Source organism: Paenibacillus woosongensis (assembly GCF_009725165.1).
GTDB classification, from domain to species: Bacteria; Bacillota; Bacilli; order Paenibacillales; family Paenibacillaceae; genus Fontibacillus; species Fontibacillus woosongensis.
Genome location: NZ_WNZW01000016.1, coordinates 1 through 15,626, shown reverse-complemented (window position 1 = coordinate 15,626; position 15,626 = coordinate 1). Strand labels below are relative to the sequence as shown.

The 15,626-nt window shown below is 50.1% G+C and carries 15 protein-coding genes; 2 read left to right on the top strand and 13 right to left on the bottom strand.

The window, feature by feature from the left end; genetic code table 11:
- Nucleotides 1–32 precede the first annotated feature (32 nt).
- From GNP95_RS22950 to GNP95_RS22900, 11 genes are all read right to left on the bottom strand, one after another.
- Nucleotides 33–1,754, bottom strand: coding sequence for an adenine deaminase C-terminal domain-containing protein (locus GNP95_RS22950; RefSeq protein WP_155613164.1), 1,722 nt, complete (start codon nucleotides 1,752–1,754; stop codon nucleotides 33–35).
- A 9-nt stretch (nucleotides 1,755–1,763) separates the two neighbouring features.
- A complete protein-coding gene (locus GNP95_RS22945; protein WP_155613163.1) occupies nucleotides 1,764–2,567 on the bottom strand; it encodes an energy-coupling factor transporter transmembrane component T family protein in 804 nt (267 codons plus the stop codon).
- 3 nt (nucleotides 2,568–2,570) lie between these two features.
- Complete coding sequence (locus GNP95_RS22940) at nucleotides 2,571–3,446, bottom strand: ATP-binding cassette domain-containing protein (protein ID WP_155613162.1); 876 nt, start codon at nucleotides 3,444–3,446, stop codon at nucleotides 2,571–2,573.
- The gene (locus tag GNP95_RS22935) at nucleotides 3,431–4,243 is read right to left on the bottom strand and encodes an energy-coupling factor transporter ATPase (RefSeq protein ID WP_155613161.1); all 813 of its coding nucleotides are present in this window, start codon (nucleotides 4,241–4,243) and stop codon (nucleotides 3,431–3,433) included. Before GNP95_RS22935 ends, GNP95_RS22940 begins: the two co-directional genes overlap by 16 nt.
- A 108-nt stretch (nucleotides 4,244–4,351) precedes the next feature.
- Nucleotides 4,352–4,921 (bottom strand): biotin transporter BioY, encoded by a 570-nt coding sequence (locus GNP95_RS22930; RefSeq protein ID WP_155613160.1) that lies wholly within the window; start codon nucleotides 4,919–4,921, stop codon nucleotides 4,352–4,354.
- Between the two features lie 157 nt (nucleotides 4,922–5,078).
- Nucleotides 5,079–6,800 carry an assimilatory sulfite reductase (NADPH) hemoprotein subunit gene (gene cysI, locus GNP95_RS22925; RefSeq protein WP_155613159.1) on the bottom strand — a complete coding sequence of 574 codons (1,722 nt, stop codon included), beginning with the start codon at nucleotides 6,798–6,800 and terminating at the stop codon, nucleotides 5,079–5,081.
- A 39-nt stretch (nucleotides 6,801–6,839) separates the two neighbouring features.
- Nucleotides 6,840–8,663, bottom strand: coding sequence for an assimilatory sulfite reductase (NADPH) flavoprotein subunit (locus GNP95_RS22920; RefSeq protein WP_155613158.1), 1,824 nt, complete (start codon nucleotides 8,661–8,663; stop codon nucleotides 6,840–6,842).
- Nucleotides 8,664–9,142: 479 nt separating this feature from the next.
- Nucleotides 9,143–9,901 carry a MerR family transcriptional regulator gene (locus GNP95_RS22915; protein WP_155613157.1) on the bottom strand — a complete coding sequence of 253 codons (759 nt, stop codon included), beginning with the start codon at nucleotides 9,899–9,901 and terminating at the stop codon, nucleotides 9,143–9,145.
- A gap of 134 nt (nucleotides 9,902–10,035) precedes the next feature.
- Nucleotides 10,036–10,704, bottom strand: a complete 669-nt coding sequence (locus GNP95_RS22910) for a pectate lyase (RefSeq protein ID WP_155613156.1) — start codon at nucleotides 10,702–10,704, stop codon at nucleotides 10,036–10,038.
- Between the two features lie 230 nt (nucleotides 10,705–10,934).
- Nucleotides 10,935–11,483: a methylated-DNA--[protein]-cysteine S-methyltransferase gene (locus tag GNP95_RS22905; RefSeq protein ID WP_155613155.1), complete on the bottom strand. Its 549-nt coding sequence runs from the start codon at nucleotides 11,481–11,483 to the stop codon at nucleotides 10,935–10,937.
- Nucleotides 11,480–12,061, bottom strand: coding sequence for a bifunctional transcriptional activator/DNA repair enzyme AdaA (locus tag GNP95_RS22900; RefSeq protein ID WP_155613154.1), 582 nt, complete (start codon nucleotides 12,059–12,061; stop codon nucleotides 11,480–11,482). Before GNP95_RS22900 ends, GNP95_RS22905 begins: the two co-directional genes overlap by 4 nt.
- Before the next feature lie 149 nt (nucleotides 12,062–12,210).
- On the opposite strand from GNP95_RS22900, the gene GNP95_RS22895 reads away from it, so the two are divergent.
- Together GNP95_RS22895 and GNP95_RS22890 are read left to right on the top strand one after the other, a co-directional pair.
- A complete protein-coding gene (locus GNP95_RS22895) occupies nucleotides 12,211–13,122 on the top strand; it encodes a DNA-3-methyladenine glycosylase 2 (protein WP_155613153.1) in 912 nt (303 codons plus the stop codon).
- A 68-nt stretch (nucleotides 13,123–13,190) separates the two neighbouring features.
- Nucleotides 13,191–13,970, top strand: coding sequence for a hypothetical protein (locus GNP95_RS22890; protein ID WP_155613152.1), 780 nt, complete (start codon nucleotides 13,191–13,193; stop codon nucleotides 13,968–13,970).
- Between the two features lie 73 nt (nucleotides 13,971–14,043).
- On the opposite strand, the gene GNP95_RS22885 is transcribed toward GNP95_RS22890, so the two are convergent.
- Together GNP95_RS22885 and GNP95_RS22880 are read right to left on the bottom strand one after the other, a co-directional pair.
- The gene (locus GNP95_RS22885) at nucleotides 14,044–14,469 is read right to left on the bottom strand and encodes an Rrf2 family transcriptional regulator (protein ID WP_155613151.1); all 426 of its coding nucleotides are present in this window, start codon (nucleotides 14,467–14,469) and stop codon (nucleotides 14,044–14,046) included.
- Between the two features lie 82 nt (nucleotides 14,470–14,551).
- Nucleotides 14,552–15,337, bottom strand: a complete 786-nt coding sequence (locus GNP95_RS22880) for a TIGR00266 family protein (RefSeq protein WP_155613150.1) — start codon at nucleotides 15,335–15,337, stop codon at nucleotides 14,552–14,554.
- Nucleotides 15,338–15,626: the final 289 nt, after the last annotated feature.

Here is a 15,626-nt window from a genome sequence, read left to right as displayed (position 1 = left end):
CACCTTCTCTGCAGAATGTTTGGTAATGACATCTAACGGGTATCCAGACGAACAGGACTGGCAATCACATGTCCGTTCTTAACCAGATACAGTCCCTTCGCAGACATGCGTATATTAGGCAGATGGGAAGCGGTCAGAAAAAGCAGCGTATAGGCGGGATCGCGAAACCGATAGCCGTGTTGCTTCATCCGAAATGCAAAAAGACCAAGGGATTCGCTGATCTCTTTCATGTTCCCGGCGCTCATTGTGCCGCCTAACGGAAGGGGGATATGCAGCTTCTCCCCGTTGATGAAATAAACCAGTATCCCATCGCCACGCTCGTTCAGCTCCTGCAATATGTCGCATATCCCCTTTTCACTCCTGCCGATCAGCAAAGTATCACCTGAAGCGCTATAAGTGCTGGCCAGCGCCGTAACCCCAGAAGCAAAGCCTTTTATACGGGTATGAAGCGTCCAATTCCCTTTAGAGTCAAGCAGCGTAATGAAGCTCTCCTCGTCCTCTAGCGGTTCACCAGCAATAAATTCGTATGGCTTCGTAATGACATCGTTGACAAGCTCAATACCTGTGCTGCCTTGTTCACGGATCTGTTCCGGGACCAGCTCGGCTGGCACTCTTGGGGGCCGGAAATAGGTATGCAGCCAGCTTGCGATAGCAGCTTCATCGGCTGGCTGCATGTCTTCCCGGTTCCAGATGCGCCATGTCCCCTGCTGCATAACATGGAGCGGAGCCGGCTCGTTCAGCGAATCCAGTACGTTGAAGCTGGCAAGCCTGCCGGGGGCAATGCCGCCCAGATCTTCATAGAGCCCATAGTACGTCGCCGGATTCAGGGTAGCCAGCCTGTAAGCTTCTACGGCGGATAAGCCGGCTTCCATGCACAGCTTGATCATGGCGGGAATGCTGTGCTCCTCCGTAAAATGCGGCGAAGGGCCGTCGCTCGTAAGCATAACGCGGTTTAAATTAAAACGCGGATCTCCGGCCAGTCCAGCCAAAATATCCGGCAGATCCGGGCGTATAGAAGAGTATCTCAGGCTGGCGTACAGTCCGAGCTTCAATCTCTTTAGCACATCCTCGGCATTTAGGGACTCGTGATCCGCCCCGATACCCGCCGCCGCGATCCCGCTGATTTTTTCATAGGAGACGCCCGGCAGATGACCTTCTACTCGCAAACGCGCGCTCTTTAACAGATACAGCCGTTCCAGCAGCTCCTCATCGCCCTGAAGAAGCTGAAACCATTCCGTAAATTCACCGCCTTGAATGACAAGCGGATGAGCAAGCCACGTTTTGAGCAAATGCCGGTCGCCAGCCTGTACTTGATCAAAATTGCACCACCACAAAAACATATGGCTGCTGATCCGGTCTAATTCTTCAATAAACGAGATCGCCCGTTCGCCAAGGAGCATAAGCAGGGACAAATTATCGTTAATCGATAATACGGCCCCTTGACGGAGCTGGCTAACGCCCCAAGTGAACGGGTTGTACATTTGACAGGGATGCGCATGGGGCTCAATATAACCGGGAACGACGATTTGCCTCTGCTCCAGTTCAATGATTTGCGTATTTGGCGATGCCGCAAATTCCTTGTCTCCGACGTAGGCGATCCGGTTGCCGGAAACGTAAATATGACCCCTTTCGACTTGTCCCGTGTATACGTTGAGATAGGCTGCATTCTTCAACCAAACATCCGGAGGTTTCCGGCCAAGGGATACGGCAATAAGGTCGCGGTACTCTTCAAGAGTGCATGGATATATACGCATCGTTCCTCCTCACATTCTGAGTGCGATCAGCACGGACATGAATAGTCCCGACACAAGCAGCGATTTGAAGTCGATGGCTTTCAGAGCAAGCGTTCTTAGCTGTGTGCGCTGCATTCCTGGCTGGTAACCCCGGGCTTCGATTGCCTGGGAGGCACTTTCGGCTTTCTGGAACGCCAGCATCAGGACGGGTACAATAATCGGGATAAAGTTCAGCAATCTTTTGACTATGTTGCCGGAGGCAAAATCAACGCCCCTGGCTCTTTGGGCTTTCATAATTTTGTCGGTTTCCTGCAGAAGAATCGGAATAAAGCGGATCGTTAAAGTCATCATCATGGCGATTTCCTGTGTCGGCACTCCTATTCTGCGCAGCGGTGACAGCAGTGTTTCAATGGCGCTGGTCAAATCGCTCAGCTTCGTCGTTAAGGTCAGCAAGGTGGCCATGGCTAACAGTAAAATGATGCGTACAGCAATCGCAATCGCCTTAAGTACGCCTTGCTCATAGATGGACACAGAGCCAAGTTGAAACAGCACCTCTCCGCCCTGCGTTAAGAAAATGTGAAAGACCGACGTAATGATCACAATCAGCCATACCGGCTTTAATCCCCTGATGATGTAGGTGAGCGGTATTTTGGAAATGGCAATGGCCGCCGCGACCATTAGCGCCAGCAGAACATAAGAGACAAGCGTCGTGAGGAGCAGCGCCGAAATCATGAAGGCCATGACGATCAACAGCTTCGTTCGCGGATCGAGCTCATGGACCAGCGATTTCTTATCAATGTATTGGCCAAATATCAGATGCTGGGTCAAGGCCATGCTTCAGACCCCTCCTTTTCCGCTGGGGATAAGGAAATGATCGGCGAGCTGCGCCAGAATCGCTTCCTTCTTCACGGACTCAACCGTTATAGGGGTGTACAGCTTGGCGTTTAATTGCTCGACGAGGGACAGCGCCAGCGGGAGCTTTAATCCTAACGCCTCAATTTCCTTTCGATAATACGTAAAAAGCGTAAGCGGATCTGTTTTGAGTTTGACTTTACCACTTTCGAAAACGATGACATCTTCAGCGTACTCGGCCAGTAGGTCCATATCATGGGTTACAATGACAAGCGTACGCTGCTTCTCCTTGCGCCAGCTTAGAAACAGCTCCATAAGCGACTGTTTGCCCTCGGAATCCAAACCAACCGTAGGCTCGTCCAGAATAAGCACGGAAGGCTCCATCACCAGCACTCCGGCAATCGCAGCTCTCCTCTTCTCCCCGCCGCTTAGCTCAAATGGCGACCGCTCTCCGAAAGATTCGTCCAGACCGACCAGCCTAAGCGCCTCCAGCGCCTTGGCTCGGATCAGATCCTGCGGCCAGCCTAACTGACGGGGACCAAAGGAAACATCCTTTAGAACGGTCTCCTCAAACAGCTGGTGCTCCGGCATTTGAAATACGATGCCCACTTTGTCAAAGAGAACGGGCTTCCTTTTGCTGCCGCTCTTGATGATGGCGTCGCCAACATGGACGCTTCCCCTCGTCGGGTACAGCAGTCCATTAAGATGTTGGACGAAGGTAGATTTGCCAGAGCCCGTCCTTCCTACGACAGCGGTAATTTTATTGCTGTCCAGCTTCAAATTGAGTCCGCGCAGCACTTCGTTCTCGAGCGGCGTTCCAGCGTTATAGGAGTAAAATACGTCATTTAATGTAATTTCCATAATCCATCCACCAAATCTTCCATACTAAATAGGTTGCGCGGGAGCGGAATTCCTTTGCTTCGCAAAGCATCTCTTACGTTTACAGCGAAAGGAGCAGCCAAGCCGGGAATCGACAGATAGCCCTCCTCGAACAGCTTGCCCGGCAGACCGTCGTACCGGATACATCCCTGATCCAGCACGATCAGTCTAGACGCCTCGGCCAGTTCCTCCATATCATGGGTGATTGAAATGATTGTGATCCCCTTCCGGTTCAGTTCCCTGATCAGACCCAGCACCTGCTGTTTGCCTTCCGGATCAAGCATCGAAGTCGACTCGTCGAATATAATTACATCCGGCTCTACAGCCAGAATGCCGGCAATCGCTATTCTCTGTTTCTGACCGCCTGATAAAGAATCGACATCAGCGTGGATGTATTCCAGCATACCTACGAGTTCCAATACGAGCCTCACCTTCGTGGCAATCTCTTCTGGGGCCAAGCAGAGATTCTGCAGGCCAAAAGCAACATCTTCATACACGGTAGAAGCAACGATTTGATTTTCGGGATTCTGGAAGACCATCCCGATTTTTTGTCGTATCGTTCCCAGCTCCCGTTCATTGCTGGTCCGGTACTCCATATATCGCACCTCGCCCTCCGTAGGCAGCAGCAGCCCGTTGATCAGCTTGGCTGCCGTGGATTTCCCAGTGCCGTTTGTTCCTGCGATAATCACATATTCGCCGGGTGAAATAGTAAAGGATATATCACTCAGAACGCAGTCCTGCTGGGGATACTGGAATGAGACGCCCGAAAAATAGATCATGGCATGACCTCCATATGATGTTAGTAATGCAGCAGCAATGGAATTGTTTGGTTGAAAAAAGGTTTGCCAAGTGGAGGCAAACCTTACGTATTCGCAATGGTAGGAGATTTAAGCTTTGTGTGAGCGGCTGTTCGCCTGGCGGAGCATAACTGGACTTACCTTCAGCATTCTGATCGCAATCAGTGAAGATACCACGACCTTGAGCAGATCGCCAGGGATAAAGGTGATATTGCCAATAATGGCTTTCCCAAGCGGTACATCCGTCATGAAGGACATGTAAGGGATGCCGACGGCATAAATGATTAGGATTCCGCCAACCACATTGATTAATATCAATTTCCAGAGGTTGATGCGTGCACCCATCCGCTGCACCATGTATCCAATCAAAAATGCAGCGATCGGCCAGCTTAAGAAGTAACCTCCGGTTGGACTGGCCAGAACGGACAAGCCTCCTCTTCCACCGGACAGTAGAGGCGCTCCTGCGAGGACGATGATTGCGAAGATAAGCAGACTTAAACCTCCTAATCTAGCGCCTAAAATACTTCCGGCCAACATGACTCCCAACGTTTGAACTGTAATCGGCACGGGGATGAACGGGAGCGGAATAGGAGGCAATAAACCTAAAACAGCCATGACTGCGGCAAATAAAGCCACATACATCATATCTTTGATTTTCATAAATCGGCCCCCTACTATTCGATTTTCATTTAATAGATTCAATATTGACACAATAATGACATAATATTTTTTTCATGTCAATAATTAACTTTTTAAGACAAAAAAACAAATAGCGCCTCACTTGGCAGTGAGACGCTATGCTTGACTCGGCTTGATTTTAAGCGTGGAAATTCTGGCCGTCGGTGACTTCCTGAACGTAACCGGCGCGAATGACGAAATCACCGAAATGCTCGCCTTCTTGGCGATCTTTGGAGTAATGAGTAATGATTGGCTGCAAGGACTCCAGAATTTCAGCCTCGCCGATATTTTCTTTGTACAATTTATTCAAGCGGTTCCCAGAGAACCCCCCGCCAAGATACATATTGTACTTGCCTGGCGCTTTGCCGATAAAGGCGATTTCAGCGAGCATCGGTCTGGCGCAGCCGTTCGGGCAGCCAGTCATCCGAATGACGATATCTTCTTCCTGCAAACCGGACTCCTCCAGCATAGGCTCGATCTTGTCGAGCAATGTCGGCAAATAACGCTCTGACTCAGCCATGGCGAGGCCGCAGGTCGGGAATGCCACACAGGCCATGGAGTTTCTCCGCAGCGCAGAATAATGCAGGCCGTCGGTAAGTCCATACTGCTGAATCAAGCCTTCGATTTTTTTCTTTTTCTGGCTGCTGACATTAGCGATGATCAGGTTCTGGTTCGGCGTAAGCCGGAAATCCCCGGTATGGACCTTGGCGATTTCCCTCAGGCCCGTCATCAGCTTGTAATCCGCTTCATCCTTGATTCTGCCGTTCTGAATAAATAGCGTAAAATGCCATTTGTTGTTACTGCCCTTCACCCATCCGTAACGATCGCCGTTATGCTCGAAGTGAAAAGGCTTTGCTTCCTGCAGGCTCCATCCCAGGCGATTTGTCAGTTCCTGAACGAACCAATCGATACCTCGGTCATCAATCGTATATTTGAAACGCGCATGCTTCCGGACGGAACGGTCTCCGTAGTCTCGCTGTATCGTGACGGTCTTCTCCGCCACATCGATGATTTGCTCCGGCAAGCAGAAGCCGATTACTTTGGATACCTGCGGATAAGTTTTCACATCACCGTGGGTCATTCCCATACCGCCGCCCACCGTAACATTGAAGCCTTTTAGCTGTCCGTTCTCAACTATTGCAATGAACCCCAAATCCTGCGAGAAAACGTCGACATCATTCGACGGCGGGACGGCTAAGCCGATTTTGAACTTCCGCGGCAAATAGACGCGTCCATAGATAGGCTCCTGCTCGGCTTGATCATTGCTGTCGATAACCTTCTCGCCGTCCAGCCAAATCTCATGGTACGCCTTTGTTTGCGGATCAAGGTGGTCGCTTACTTTGCTGGCCCAATGATATACCTCGGAATGGATTTCCGATTGGTACGGATTCGGGTTGCACATCACGTTACGGTTCACATCACCGCAAGCGGCCAAGGTGCTCAGCATGGCTTCATTTACTTCCTGGATGGTCTTCTTCAAGTTCCACTTGATGACCCCATGAAGCTGGAACGATTGCCGCGTCGTCAACCGAATCGTTCCATTTGCGTACTTCTGCGATACGCTGTCCATCATGAGCCATTGCTCCGGCGTTACGACGCCGCCTGCGGCACGCACCCGCAGCATGAATTGATAGGCCGGCTCCAGCTTCTGCTTCTGACGCTCGTTCCGCAAATCCCGATCGTCCTGCATATAGCTGCCATGGAATTTCATCAGCCGGTTATCATCCTCCGGTATGGATCCGGTTATCGGATCCAGGAGCGTCTCTTCCAGGCTTCCGCGCAAATAATTACTTCTTATCTTAATATCTTCAACGTCGCTATGCGGCGCACTGTTCGGCGACAATAAATTGTTGTCTGACATATTGGCAATTCTCCTCTCGTAATCTCCAGGATTCCCCGCTTAATATACATCCCGTTGATAACGTTTCTCCTGCTGCATCTGCGTCAAATACTCTGCAGCTTCCTCCGGGCTAAGACCGCCCTCTTGTTCAAGAATAGCAGCCAAGGCGGCATGCACGTCATGGGCCATCTTCTTCTCGTCCCCGCATACATACACTACCGCGCCTTCCTGCAGCCACTTGTAGAGCTCTTTGCTCTTCTCGAGCATCCGGTGCTGAACGTAGACCTTCTTGTCGGTATCCCGGGAGAACGCAACATCCATGCGGGTCAGCACGCCATCTTTAAGCCAGCGCTGCCACTCCACCTGATACAGGAAGTCCGTTGAAAAATGCTGATCCCCATAAAACAGCCATGACTTTCCTTCCGCCCCCGTCTCTTCCCGTTCGCCTAGAAAAGCTCGGAAAGGCGCAACTCCCGTTCCTGGCCCGATCATAATAATCGGAGTGTCGGGATTCTCCGGCAGCTTAAAGCTCGGATTATGCTGAACGAATACCGGCAAAGTATCCCCCGGCTCTACCCGCTCTGCTAGCTGAACCGAACAGACCCCGTAACGGTTGCGGCCATGCGCTTCATAACGGACGGTGCGAACGGTGAGATGCACCTCGTCCGGATATGCGTTGGGGCTGCTGGCAATGGAGTACAGGCGCGCAGGAATTTTCCGCAGAATCGACACGAACTGGCTGGCGCTTACCCCCGCAAAAGAGTAATCCGTAACCAGATCGAGCAGATCGCGTTCAGCCAGATAGGCCCGCAGCTCCTGTTCGCGCCCGGCTTCAAACAGCTGCTTCAGCTCTCCGCTCGCGCTTAGCTGCGCAGCTTGCTCCAGCAGGGGTTTAGTCAATACCGTAATTTCATAATAGCGACGCAGGGCATCCCGAAGGGTCCGCTGTTCTCCGTTCTTATTTACGGTGATCGTTTCCTCGCCCTTCCAGCCCATAGCCGTGATCAGATCCTCGACCAGTTGCGGATGATTCTCCGGATAAATGCCCAGGCTGTCTCCCGGTTCATACTGAAGGTTCGAGCCTTCCAGCGATAGCTCGATATGACGAGTCTCCCGATCCGAGCCGCGGCCGTTCAGATTCAGATTCTCCAGCACTTCCGCAGAGAACGGGTTGCTTCTCGAAAATTCGGACTCCGTGCCGCTGCCTGCGGCCGCAGGAGCTGTACTGCTAACCGAAACACCGGATGACGCTAGTTTGCCGAGCGCTTCGAGGACATTCCCCATCCATTCTGCGGCGGATTCATCGAAATCAACATCGCAATCCACACGCGGAGATATCCGTTCGCCGCCAAGCTCCTCCAGGCGTTTATCGAAATCTTTCCCTGTCTGGCAGAAGAACTCATAGGATGTATCTCCAAGCGCAAGGACGGAATAACGTAGTCCTTCAAGCTTCGGAGCCCGCTTGCTATGAAGGAATTCATAGAAGGCGATAGCGCTGTCCGGCGGTTCTCCCTCGCCATGTGTACTTACGACAATAAACAGGTTCTCAATTTTCTTCAGTGTATTCGGCTTGAAATCGCTCATCGACGCCATAGTGACCTGGAAGCTCTGTTCCTCCAGCTTCTTCGACAGCTTTCCAGCCAGATTATGACTGTTCCCCGTCTGCGAGCCGTAGAGCACGGTCACTTCCTTGGAAATGGCCGGTTCTGCGGCCGCAACTGCCTGAACGAGGGTAGCTGCAGCGGTAGGCGCACCGGCTCCCTGCAATGCGATCAAATATCCGCTTAGCCAAATACGCTGATGATCGTTTAGCGTAGGAAGAAGACGATTGAGCAGCTCCGCCTGCTCTTGACTAAATGGGCTGTTACTCACTTGTAGTTCCAACAATATCCACCTCACGCAGCATACATAGAATTTGAGTTAATTCCTAGTGTTACTATCTAATTTATCATTTAATAAAACTTATCATAGCGTGTGCAGGTGGTCAATTAGAATGATCTTATATCTTTGATTAGGAAAACTAATAATTGCAAACCCGCCGCCCGCTGAAGCAAAAAAGACCCCGTGCCAAGGGCACAGAGTCTTTAAACGTGGGAAGCGGTAGCTTCAAGTCATATTCAATTTATGGCGCAACCCATCATGGCGCTCCCCCTATGGGGTTACCATTTATGGCGCAGCCGCCTTCCAATAGCTAGGGTGCCTTACCAGAGAACAATCGACGCAATATCGATTTTCTCTTCCTTTTGAGAGAGTACATGGTAAATCAACTACCTTTCGGAATACAGGATTCTGCCGTTCCGTCTGTTCATTGATTATAGCCACTTCCCACTTGTTCATTAATACCCGCTCCCCGCAGGGATGAATCAAATTCCCGTATAAATGAGAATTGCATCGCGAAGGAACTGTGCCGTACCGGACTGTTCTGCATCATAATAAGCGGTGAACCGCTCATCGTCTACGTACATCTGCGCCAGCCCGGCATGAGCTTCTGCGCTGTATTCATTCCAAGAATAGCACAGCCACTGCTTGTGCAGATCCGCCGCCCGCTGAGCAATTTCGCTAGCTGGATCGCCGGTTCTATATGCCTCGGCCAACGTTCGCTTGAACTCTTCTTCTAAGTGCGTCATTTTTTCGTATTGCTCCTCCGTCATTCCGCGCAATTTCAAGTTGGACTGGTCAACCTTTTCTTCCCCGTATTTTTCCCGGATTTCCCTGCCGTATTTCTGCTCGTTATCGTCGATCAATTGCTGTTTGAACCCTTCAAATTTCTCTTTATTCGTCATGCTTGTTCTCCCTTCATGCATAGCAATCGTCTTATCCACATTTCCAATCAGGACATCCAATTGCTTTCTTTTGTCAAGGAGCTGTTCCCGGTGCTGTTTAAGCGCCAAAACGCTGTTGAAACTGGGCGAGGTGATGATCGCTTTGATCTGCTCCAGTGAAATGCCTAACTCGCGGTAGAACAAAATTTGCTGCAGCAGATCTACTTCAGCTTGGCCGTAGATGCGGTAACCGGACGAGTTGATTCTTGCCGGCTTAAGAATATCAATCTCGTCATAATAGCGAAGCGTTCTCGTGCTGACTCCGGCTAGCCGGGCTAGCTTCTGTATGGTATATTCCATGGGATCACCTCCTGACAACATCACTGTACACCTTTACGTAACGAGAAGGTCAACACTAATATTTTTAAAATATATAAAAGACCTGCAAATGACAACACGTGCATGTCATTCGCAGGCCGTAACAGGCTAAACTATTAATATTGCGTATTTCCAGACTGGCTTGTGTTGCCGGATGCGAAGCCTTTAAATAAGGTAGGAACACTAGAATATCTCGTATTCGTGATTTTCCCGGTTGATGTGCTGCTGTCTGTACGCAGAATCGAATCTTTAACCTTGGAAATGTCGCAGTTGTCCACGTTCATTACAACTTTGAAAGAGGTGCCGCCATTTTGCCGCACAAGCTTGCCGATATCGTTCGCTTTGAAGTTCTTAATGTTGATCGTACCAGCCGCATTCATTTGAAATACTTTGTCGTACGCTTTGTAAGCGCCTCCACCATTAATGTTAACGGTTCCAGAAGATTTGAGAGTAAGTGCATCTTCACCTACATCCGCCCATGTTACGTTATTGATGTTGCAGTTTCCGTAACAGTGAACTCCGTCAGCGCCTGGCGCCCCGATAATGACGTTCGTCAGCGTGGCGTTCGCCTCCAGGCGGAATATCGGCTTCTGGTTCTCAGCCTGGCTGCCGTCGCCTAAAGTTTTCGGGTTGGCAACATAAGTTTGGCCTTTGCCGTCAAACGTTGTTCCTGCCTTAACGATAATTGTAGAGTCTACCGTAATGGACGCCGCGGATGCATGGAGCGCACCGAATAGTGTCATCACTAACGATAGAGCGAGAAAAAAACTAACTTTCTTCTTCATACAAATCATCCTCCCGATATGGTGTGGAGAGTTTATGCACACGTCTGCAATTTTTAACAAAATTGTGAACACTTTCTCTCAATCACAGATTAGTGGAGGATGTATTACAAATCAATAGGACTTTTGTATCATATTTACATATTTGTTATTTTATAGAAAACTTGTTTTGGGTTTTTCTATAACATTTTAACATACTTTCTCGCGGTGCGAAGCTGACCGGCTCAAAAATTTTAAAGCCTCATAAATGGCTCCTGTCTTTTTCCATAGTCCTGTTCCAGTTCGATTAAACGCGCCTTCATGTCCAGCCCGCCGCGATACCCCGTAAGGGCCCCATTTCTGCCTATAACGCGGTGGCACGGAATGACGATCAATAACGGATTTGCCCCAATCGCGGCCCCAACGGCCCGTACAGCAGATGGTTTAGAGATTTTGCGGGCAATACCTGTATAAGATTCTGTACAGCCATAAGGGATTTCGGCGAGCGCTTGCCAGACCATCCGTTGAAACCCGGTCCCGGGAGCGTCCAATGAAAGGTTGAAGCACTCAAGCTCTCCTCGTAAATATTGACTTAATTCTTCCGCATAGGGACGCATTCTCGCTTCGTCCTCCCTCAAGCCGCTGCCTGGGAATCTCCGGTTTGCCCAAGCCGACAGCTCCGCAAACGGCTGGTTATGAGAACCGACATAGCACAATCCCCGGGGCGTTGCGGCAATATGAATGCTCCAATGATCCATCTGCAGCAATGACCAGTACAATGGGGTTTCCGTTAACGCTGTCATGATAAGGTACCTCCTGTTCTATTCACGCATTCGCGGTATTCTGACGGGGTCTGTCCCGTCGCTTTTTTAAAAAGGGTGATAAAATAAGAAGTGCTGCCGATACCAACAGTCTCGGCGATTTCAGAGATCGCTTTGTCGGTTGTGCGCAAATATTTTGTCGCCGTGTTCAATCTCCTTTGCTGCAGATACAAAGCTGGCGTCACCCCTTTAATTCGCTTAAAGGTGCGATGCAGATGATATGGGCTGCCATGGCACATTTCAGCTAAAATATCCAGTGTGAGCTTCTCCCGGTAATGGACGTCCATATACCCCGTAATCTGCTCCACCCATTCAGCGTCTGGAAGCTGGCCATGAGCAGGCTTGCATCTTTTGCAGGGGCGAAAATTCGCGGATAAAGCCTCCTCCGCATTGGCAAATATTCGGACATGCCCCCTCTTCGGCGGGCGGGATTTGCAGGAAGGCCGGCAGAAAATCCCCGTCGATTGCACAGCGTAAATAAATCGGTTGTCGTAAGTCGCATTATTCCCTACGATCGCTTGCCATAACTCTTCGGTTAACGGTTGGCCTTGTTTTCTCATAGCTTGCTTCGCCTCCATAAACAAGTATAACTCCAGATTCGCCGAATTGAACGTATTTCCGAATGTAAAAGCAAGATATCGAAACTGCTAAACCAACTTTCATGTTACAACTAGAATGTGCTCTAAACAGCCGGAATGGAGGAATAACTATGGATACAAGCACAGAGATGAACCTGTTGATAGACGTTCCCGAACCATTTAGCTTTGCGCAAAATTTGGCTTACTTATTAAGATCGCCCAATGAATGCCTATATCAGATCCGCCATGGCCGGATTAGCAGAGCATTAGCGATCGGTCAGCATACACCGATCATAGAGGTCAGCGATAATGGTGATAAGTCGCTGAAGGTAACTATTAAAGCCGGTACTGCGCTCATCAGTCCATCGCTGCAATCGGAAGTCGCGAAATACGTCAGAGAATGGTTCGACATGGATCGGGATCTTCTTCCTTTTTATGAGATGGCCAGGGAGGATCGGCTGCTGACGCAAGCGGTCTCTTCTTTTTATGGACTTCGTATGATCGGCATCCCCGATCTGTTCGAAGCGGTAAGCTGGGGGATTCTCGGACAGCAGATCAGTCTGGGTTATGCATATACATTGAAAAGACGGCTTGTTGAGCGTTTTGGCAAACAAGTAGTTGTTGATAGAGAGCAGTATTGGCTCTTCCCTTCCGCAGCCGACATAGCCGTGTTAACGGTTGAAGATTTAAGCGGGCTGCGAATGACCGTCAAAAAATGCGAGTACCTTATCGGTGCAGCCCGGCTAATTGCCGAAGGAGAATTGACGAAAGACAAGCTGCTGAATGCCAGCAGTTTAAAGGCGGCGGAGCAGATGCTTGTTTCCATTCGCGGCATCGGGCCGTGGACCGCTAATTATGTAATGATGCGTTGTTTGCGGATGCCTTCGGCTTTTCCAATCGATGATGTCGGTCTGCATAACGCCATTAAGCATTTAACGGGCAGCGACCGCAAGCCGGCAAAGCAGGAAATCCGCACACTGGCCGCGGCGTGGACCAATTGGGAAGCATATGCGACGTTCTACTTATGGAGATTCCTGTACTGAGCATGCCGCTAATTGGAGCAAAACATGATAAAATAGGATGGAATAAACAATAAAGGCGGAGAAAATATATGGTGCATTCGTTTCTGATCGAACCGGATACGTATACGGCCTTCTCGGACGAAGCAGACCTCATCGATAAGTGCAAGGAATGGGGCCTGTTATCCGACAGAGCGGCTAAGATCAAAATTTTCTACTATAAAGGCCATGGATTAAATGAAGCATGCAGCATTATCGGCTATGTCGATCATATTACGGCTGTCATCGAGTTGGCGAACCATCAGAAGCATTGTATCCACCCTTCCTACCTGAAGGAAATGCAGGCCGCCAGTTATGGGGTCAAAGCAGGTGACGCGGCGGAAGCACCGGACAATAAGGCCAATGAAACAGATTCGTCTAAGGCAGCGGAATCGGAACATGAAGCTAAGAATGAAGCTGCCGCCGCTCCAGCGAAGGAGAAAGCGATCCCAGCCGACAATACGAACGACAAATTGCCAGCTGCTGCTGAAGAGACCCCTAAAGCCAGCAGTAAAAAAGCCAAAAAAACCAAACTGGAGCTTCCGGAGGGCAAAGTGAAAATGATGGCTACCGTCAAGGAGTTTACAACCATCCCCAATCACTTCTCCGATAACGATGATGAGGTCGTCATCTATGAGAATGCGGCTGTCATCGAGCCTGAAATCGAAATCGGGGACGCTTGGTCAAGCCATAGCGCAACCATGAAAAAGACCGGACTAGACATTGGAGATACCATTACCTTTGAGGCTAAAATCGTGGCCAAAAAACTGGCCAAGCATCCCGTACGGCATAAGCTCAACAACGTCGCCAAAATCGAAAAGCAGGAAGCTTAAGCCAATGCCTGCCCGTCAAAAAGCCGACTCTCTCTTGCGAGGGAATCGGCTTTTCGAGCTTCTAACAAGACGGTTATGGCTTGCTCTCCAAATCGCGCACGATATCCTGCAATGTAACCTTCTGAAGGGTGCTCTCCATCGCCTTCTGAGCTTCAGCAAAAACAGGTTCAATCGTCGACTGGATGTTGCGTCCTACCGGACAATTATCGTTCGTCTTGTCATGAACCGCGAACAGGCCATTCTCATCCACAGCATGGACAGCCTGGTAAATGTCCAGCAGCGTAATATCGGTTGCTTCCTTTGCCAGCTTCGAGCCGGCAACGCCCGGCCTTGCTTCTACGAGGCCTGCTTTGCTTAGCATCCCTGTAATGCGCCGAATTACGACCGGGTTGGTGTTCACGCTGTCCGAAATATACTCGGACGTATTCACGCCTCCCCGGTTCGTTTCCAGCACGGTCAATATATGAATAGCGACGGCGAATCGTGAACTGATCGTCATACATATCCCTCCCGCCTATACTGTAACAAGTGTAGTTACACTAGTGGCGGATTGTCAATAGGAGGCCTGAGTCTAATTTGCTTCATCTTCCTTCAAATAAATTGCCCAGCCCGCCTAAAATACTGCCTTCATCCTTACGTCCCGAGTAGCGGGCCGCCGATAGCACGCGATCGGCCATACGGCTGAACGGCAAGGACTGCACCCACACTTTGCCCGGTCCGCGCAGCGTGGCAAAGAATAGCCCTTCCCCGCCAAACAAGGCTGACTTGACTCCCTTCACGAACTCGATGTTATAATCGACTCCGGCCGTCATCGCAACCAGACAGCCTGTGTCGAGGCGAAGCACTTCGCCCGGCGCGAGGTTTTTCTCCAGGACGAGACCGCCGGAGTGAACGAACGCCAGCCCGTCTCCCTCAATTTTTTGCATAATAAAGCCCTCGCCCCCGAAAAAGCCAGTGCCGAGCCGGCGCTGAAACTCAATACCTACCGATACGCCCTTGGCAGCACACAGGAAGGAATCCTTTTGGCAAATAATTCTCCCGCCGAGCATCTGAAGATCGAGCGGAATAATTTTGCCCGGATAGGGAGATGCGAAGGTCACGCTTTGTCTGTTATAGCCCTCGTTCGTAAACACGGTCATGAACAAGCCTTCTCCGGTTAGAAGCCGTTTGCCCGCTCCCATCAGCTTGCCGACCAACCCGCCGCCGCTGCTGCTGCCATCACCAAAAATCGTCTCCATCCGAATGTCCTGATCCATCATCATGAAGCTTCCTGCTTCAGCGACTACGCTCTCCCCCTGATCCAGCTGAATTTCGACGCACTGCATTTCGTTGCCGTAAATTTCAAAATCGATTTCATGTGCATTCATACGCAGTCCTCCAATAAATTAACGTAATTATAGTTATGTAAACCAAAGATAGCTTAAGCGAAAATCCATTCTGTTTTGCTTATCTCATTATACACCGTCATCGCCGCAAAAATAAAAAAAAGACATCCAATTCTCCGGTGGGAAAAGGATGCCCCGCAGGGGCAATGTCATTAAGTTAGGGCGCAGATCCAAATATCGTGAAAAGAGCAGGTTATCGAAAAGATAGCCCGCTCTTTTTTTGCATGCAAAAGAAAAAAGGACTTGACAAATGGATGGAAGTGTGTGGCGA

Bases quoted from the DNA above. Each gene is read 5' to 3' on its own strand.
- GNP95_RS22905 (WP_155613155.1), bottom strand. From the start codon at position 11,483: ATGACAGCGTTAACGGAAACCCCATTGTACTGGTCATTGCTGCAGATG.
- GNP95_RS22885 (WP_155613151.1), bottom strand. From the start codon at position 14,469: ATGACGATCAGTTCACGATTCGCCGTCGCTATTCATATATTGACCGTG.
- GNP95_RS22900 (WP_155613154.1), bottom strand. From the start codon at position 12,061: ATGAGAAAACAAGGCCAACCGTTAACCGAAGAGTTATGGCAAGCGATC.
- GNP95_RS22950 (WP_155613164.1), bottom strand. From the start codon at position 1,754: ATGCGTATATATCCATGCACTCTTGAAGAGTACCGCGACCTTATTGCC.
- GNP95_RS22930 (WP_155613160.1), bottom strand. From the start codon at position 4,921: ATGAAAATCAAAGATATGATGTATGTGGCTTTATTTGCCGCAGTCATG.
- GNP95_RS22940 (WP_155613162.1), bottom strand. From the start codon at position 3,446: ATGGAAATTACATTAAATGACGTATTTTACTCCTATAACGCTGGAACG.
- cysI (WP_155613159.1), bottom strand. From the start codon at position 6,800: ATGTCAGACAACAATTTATTGTCGCCGAACAGTGCGCCGCATAGCGAC.
- GNP95_RS22935 (WP_155613161.1), bottom strand. From the start codon at position 4,243: ATGATCTATTTTTCGGGCGTCTCATTCCAGTATCCCCAGCAGGACTGC.
- GNP95_RS22910 (WP_155613156.1), bottom strand. From the start codon at position 10,704: ATGAAGAAGAAAGTTAGTTTTTTTCTCGCTCTATCGTTAGTGATGACA.
- GNP95_RS22895 (WP_155613153.1), top strand. From the start codon at position 12,211: ATGGATACAAGCACAGAGATGAACCTGTTGATAGACGTTCCCGAACCA.
- GNP95_RS22890 (WP_155613152.1), top strand. From the start codon at position 13,191: ATGGTGCATTCGTTTCTGATCGAACCGGATACGTATACGGCCTTCTCG.
- GNP95_RS22915 (WP_155613157.1), bottom strand. From the start codon at position 9,901: ATGGAATATACCATACAGAAGCTAGCCCGGCTAGCCGGAGTCAGCACG.
- GNP95_RS22880 (WP_155613150.1), bottom strand. From the start codon at position 15,337: ATGAATGCACATGAAATCGATTTTGAAATTTACGGCAACGAAATGCAG.
- GNP95_RS22945 (WP_155613163.1), bottom strand. From the start codon at position 2,567: ATGGCCTTGACCCAGCATCTGATATTTGGCCAATACATTGATAAGAAA.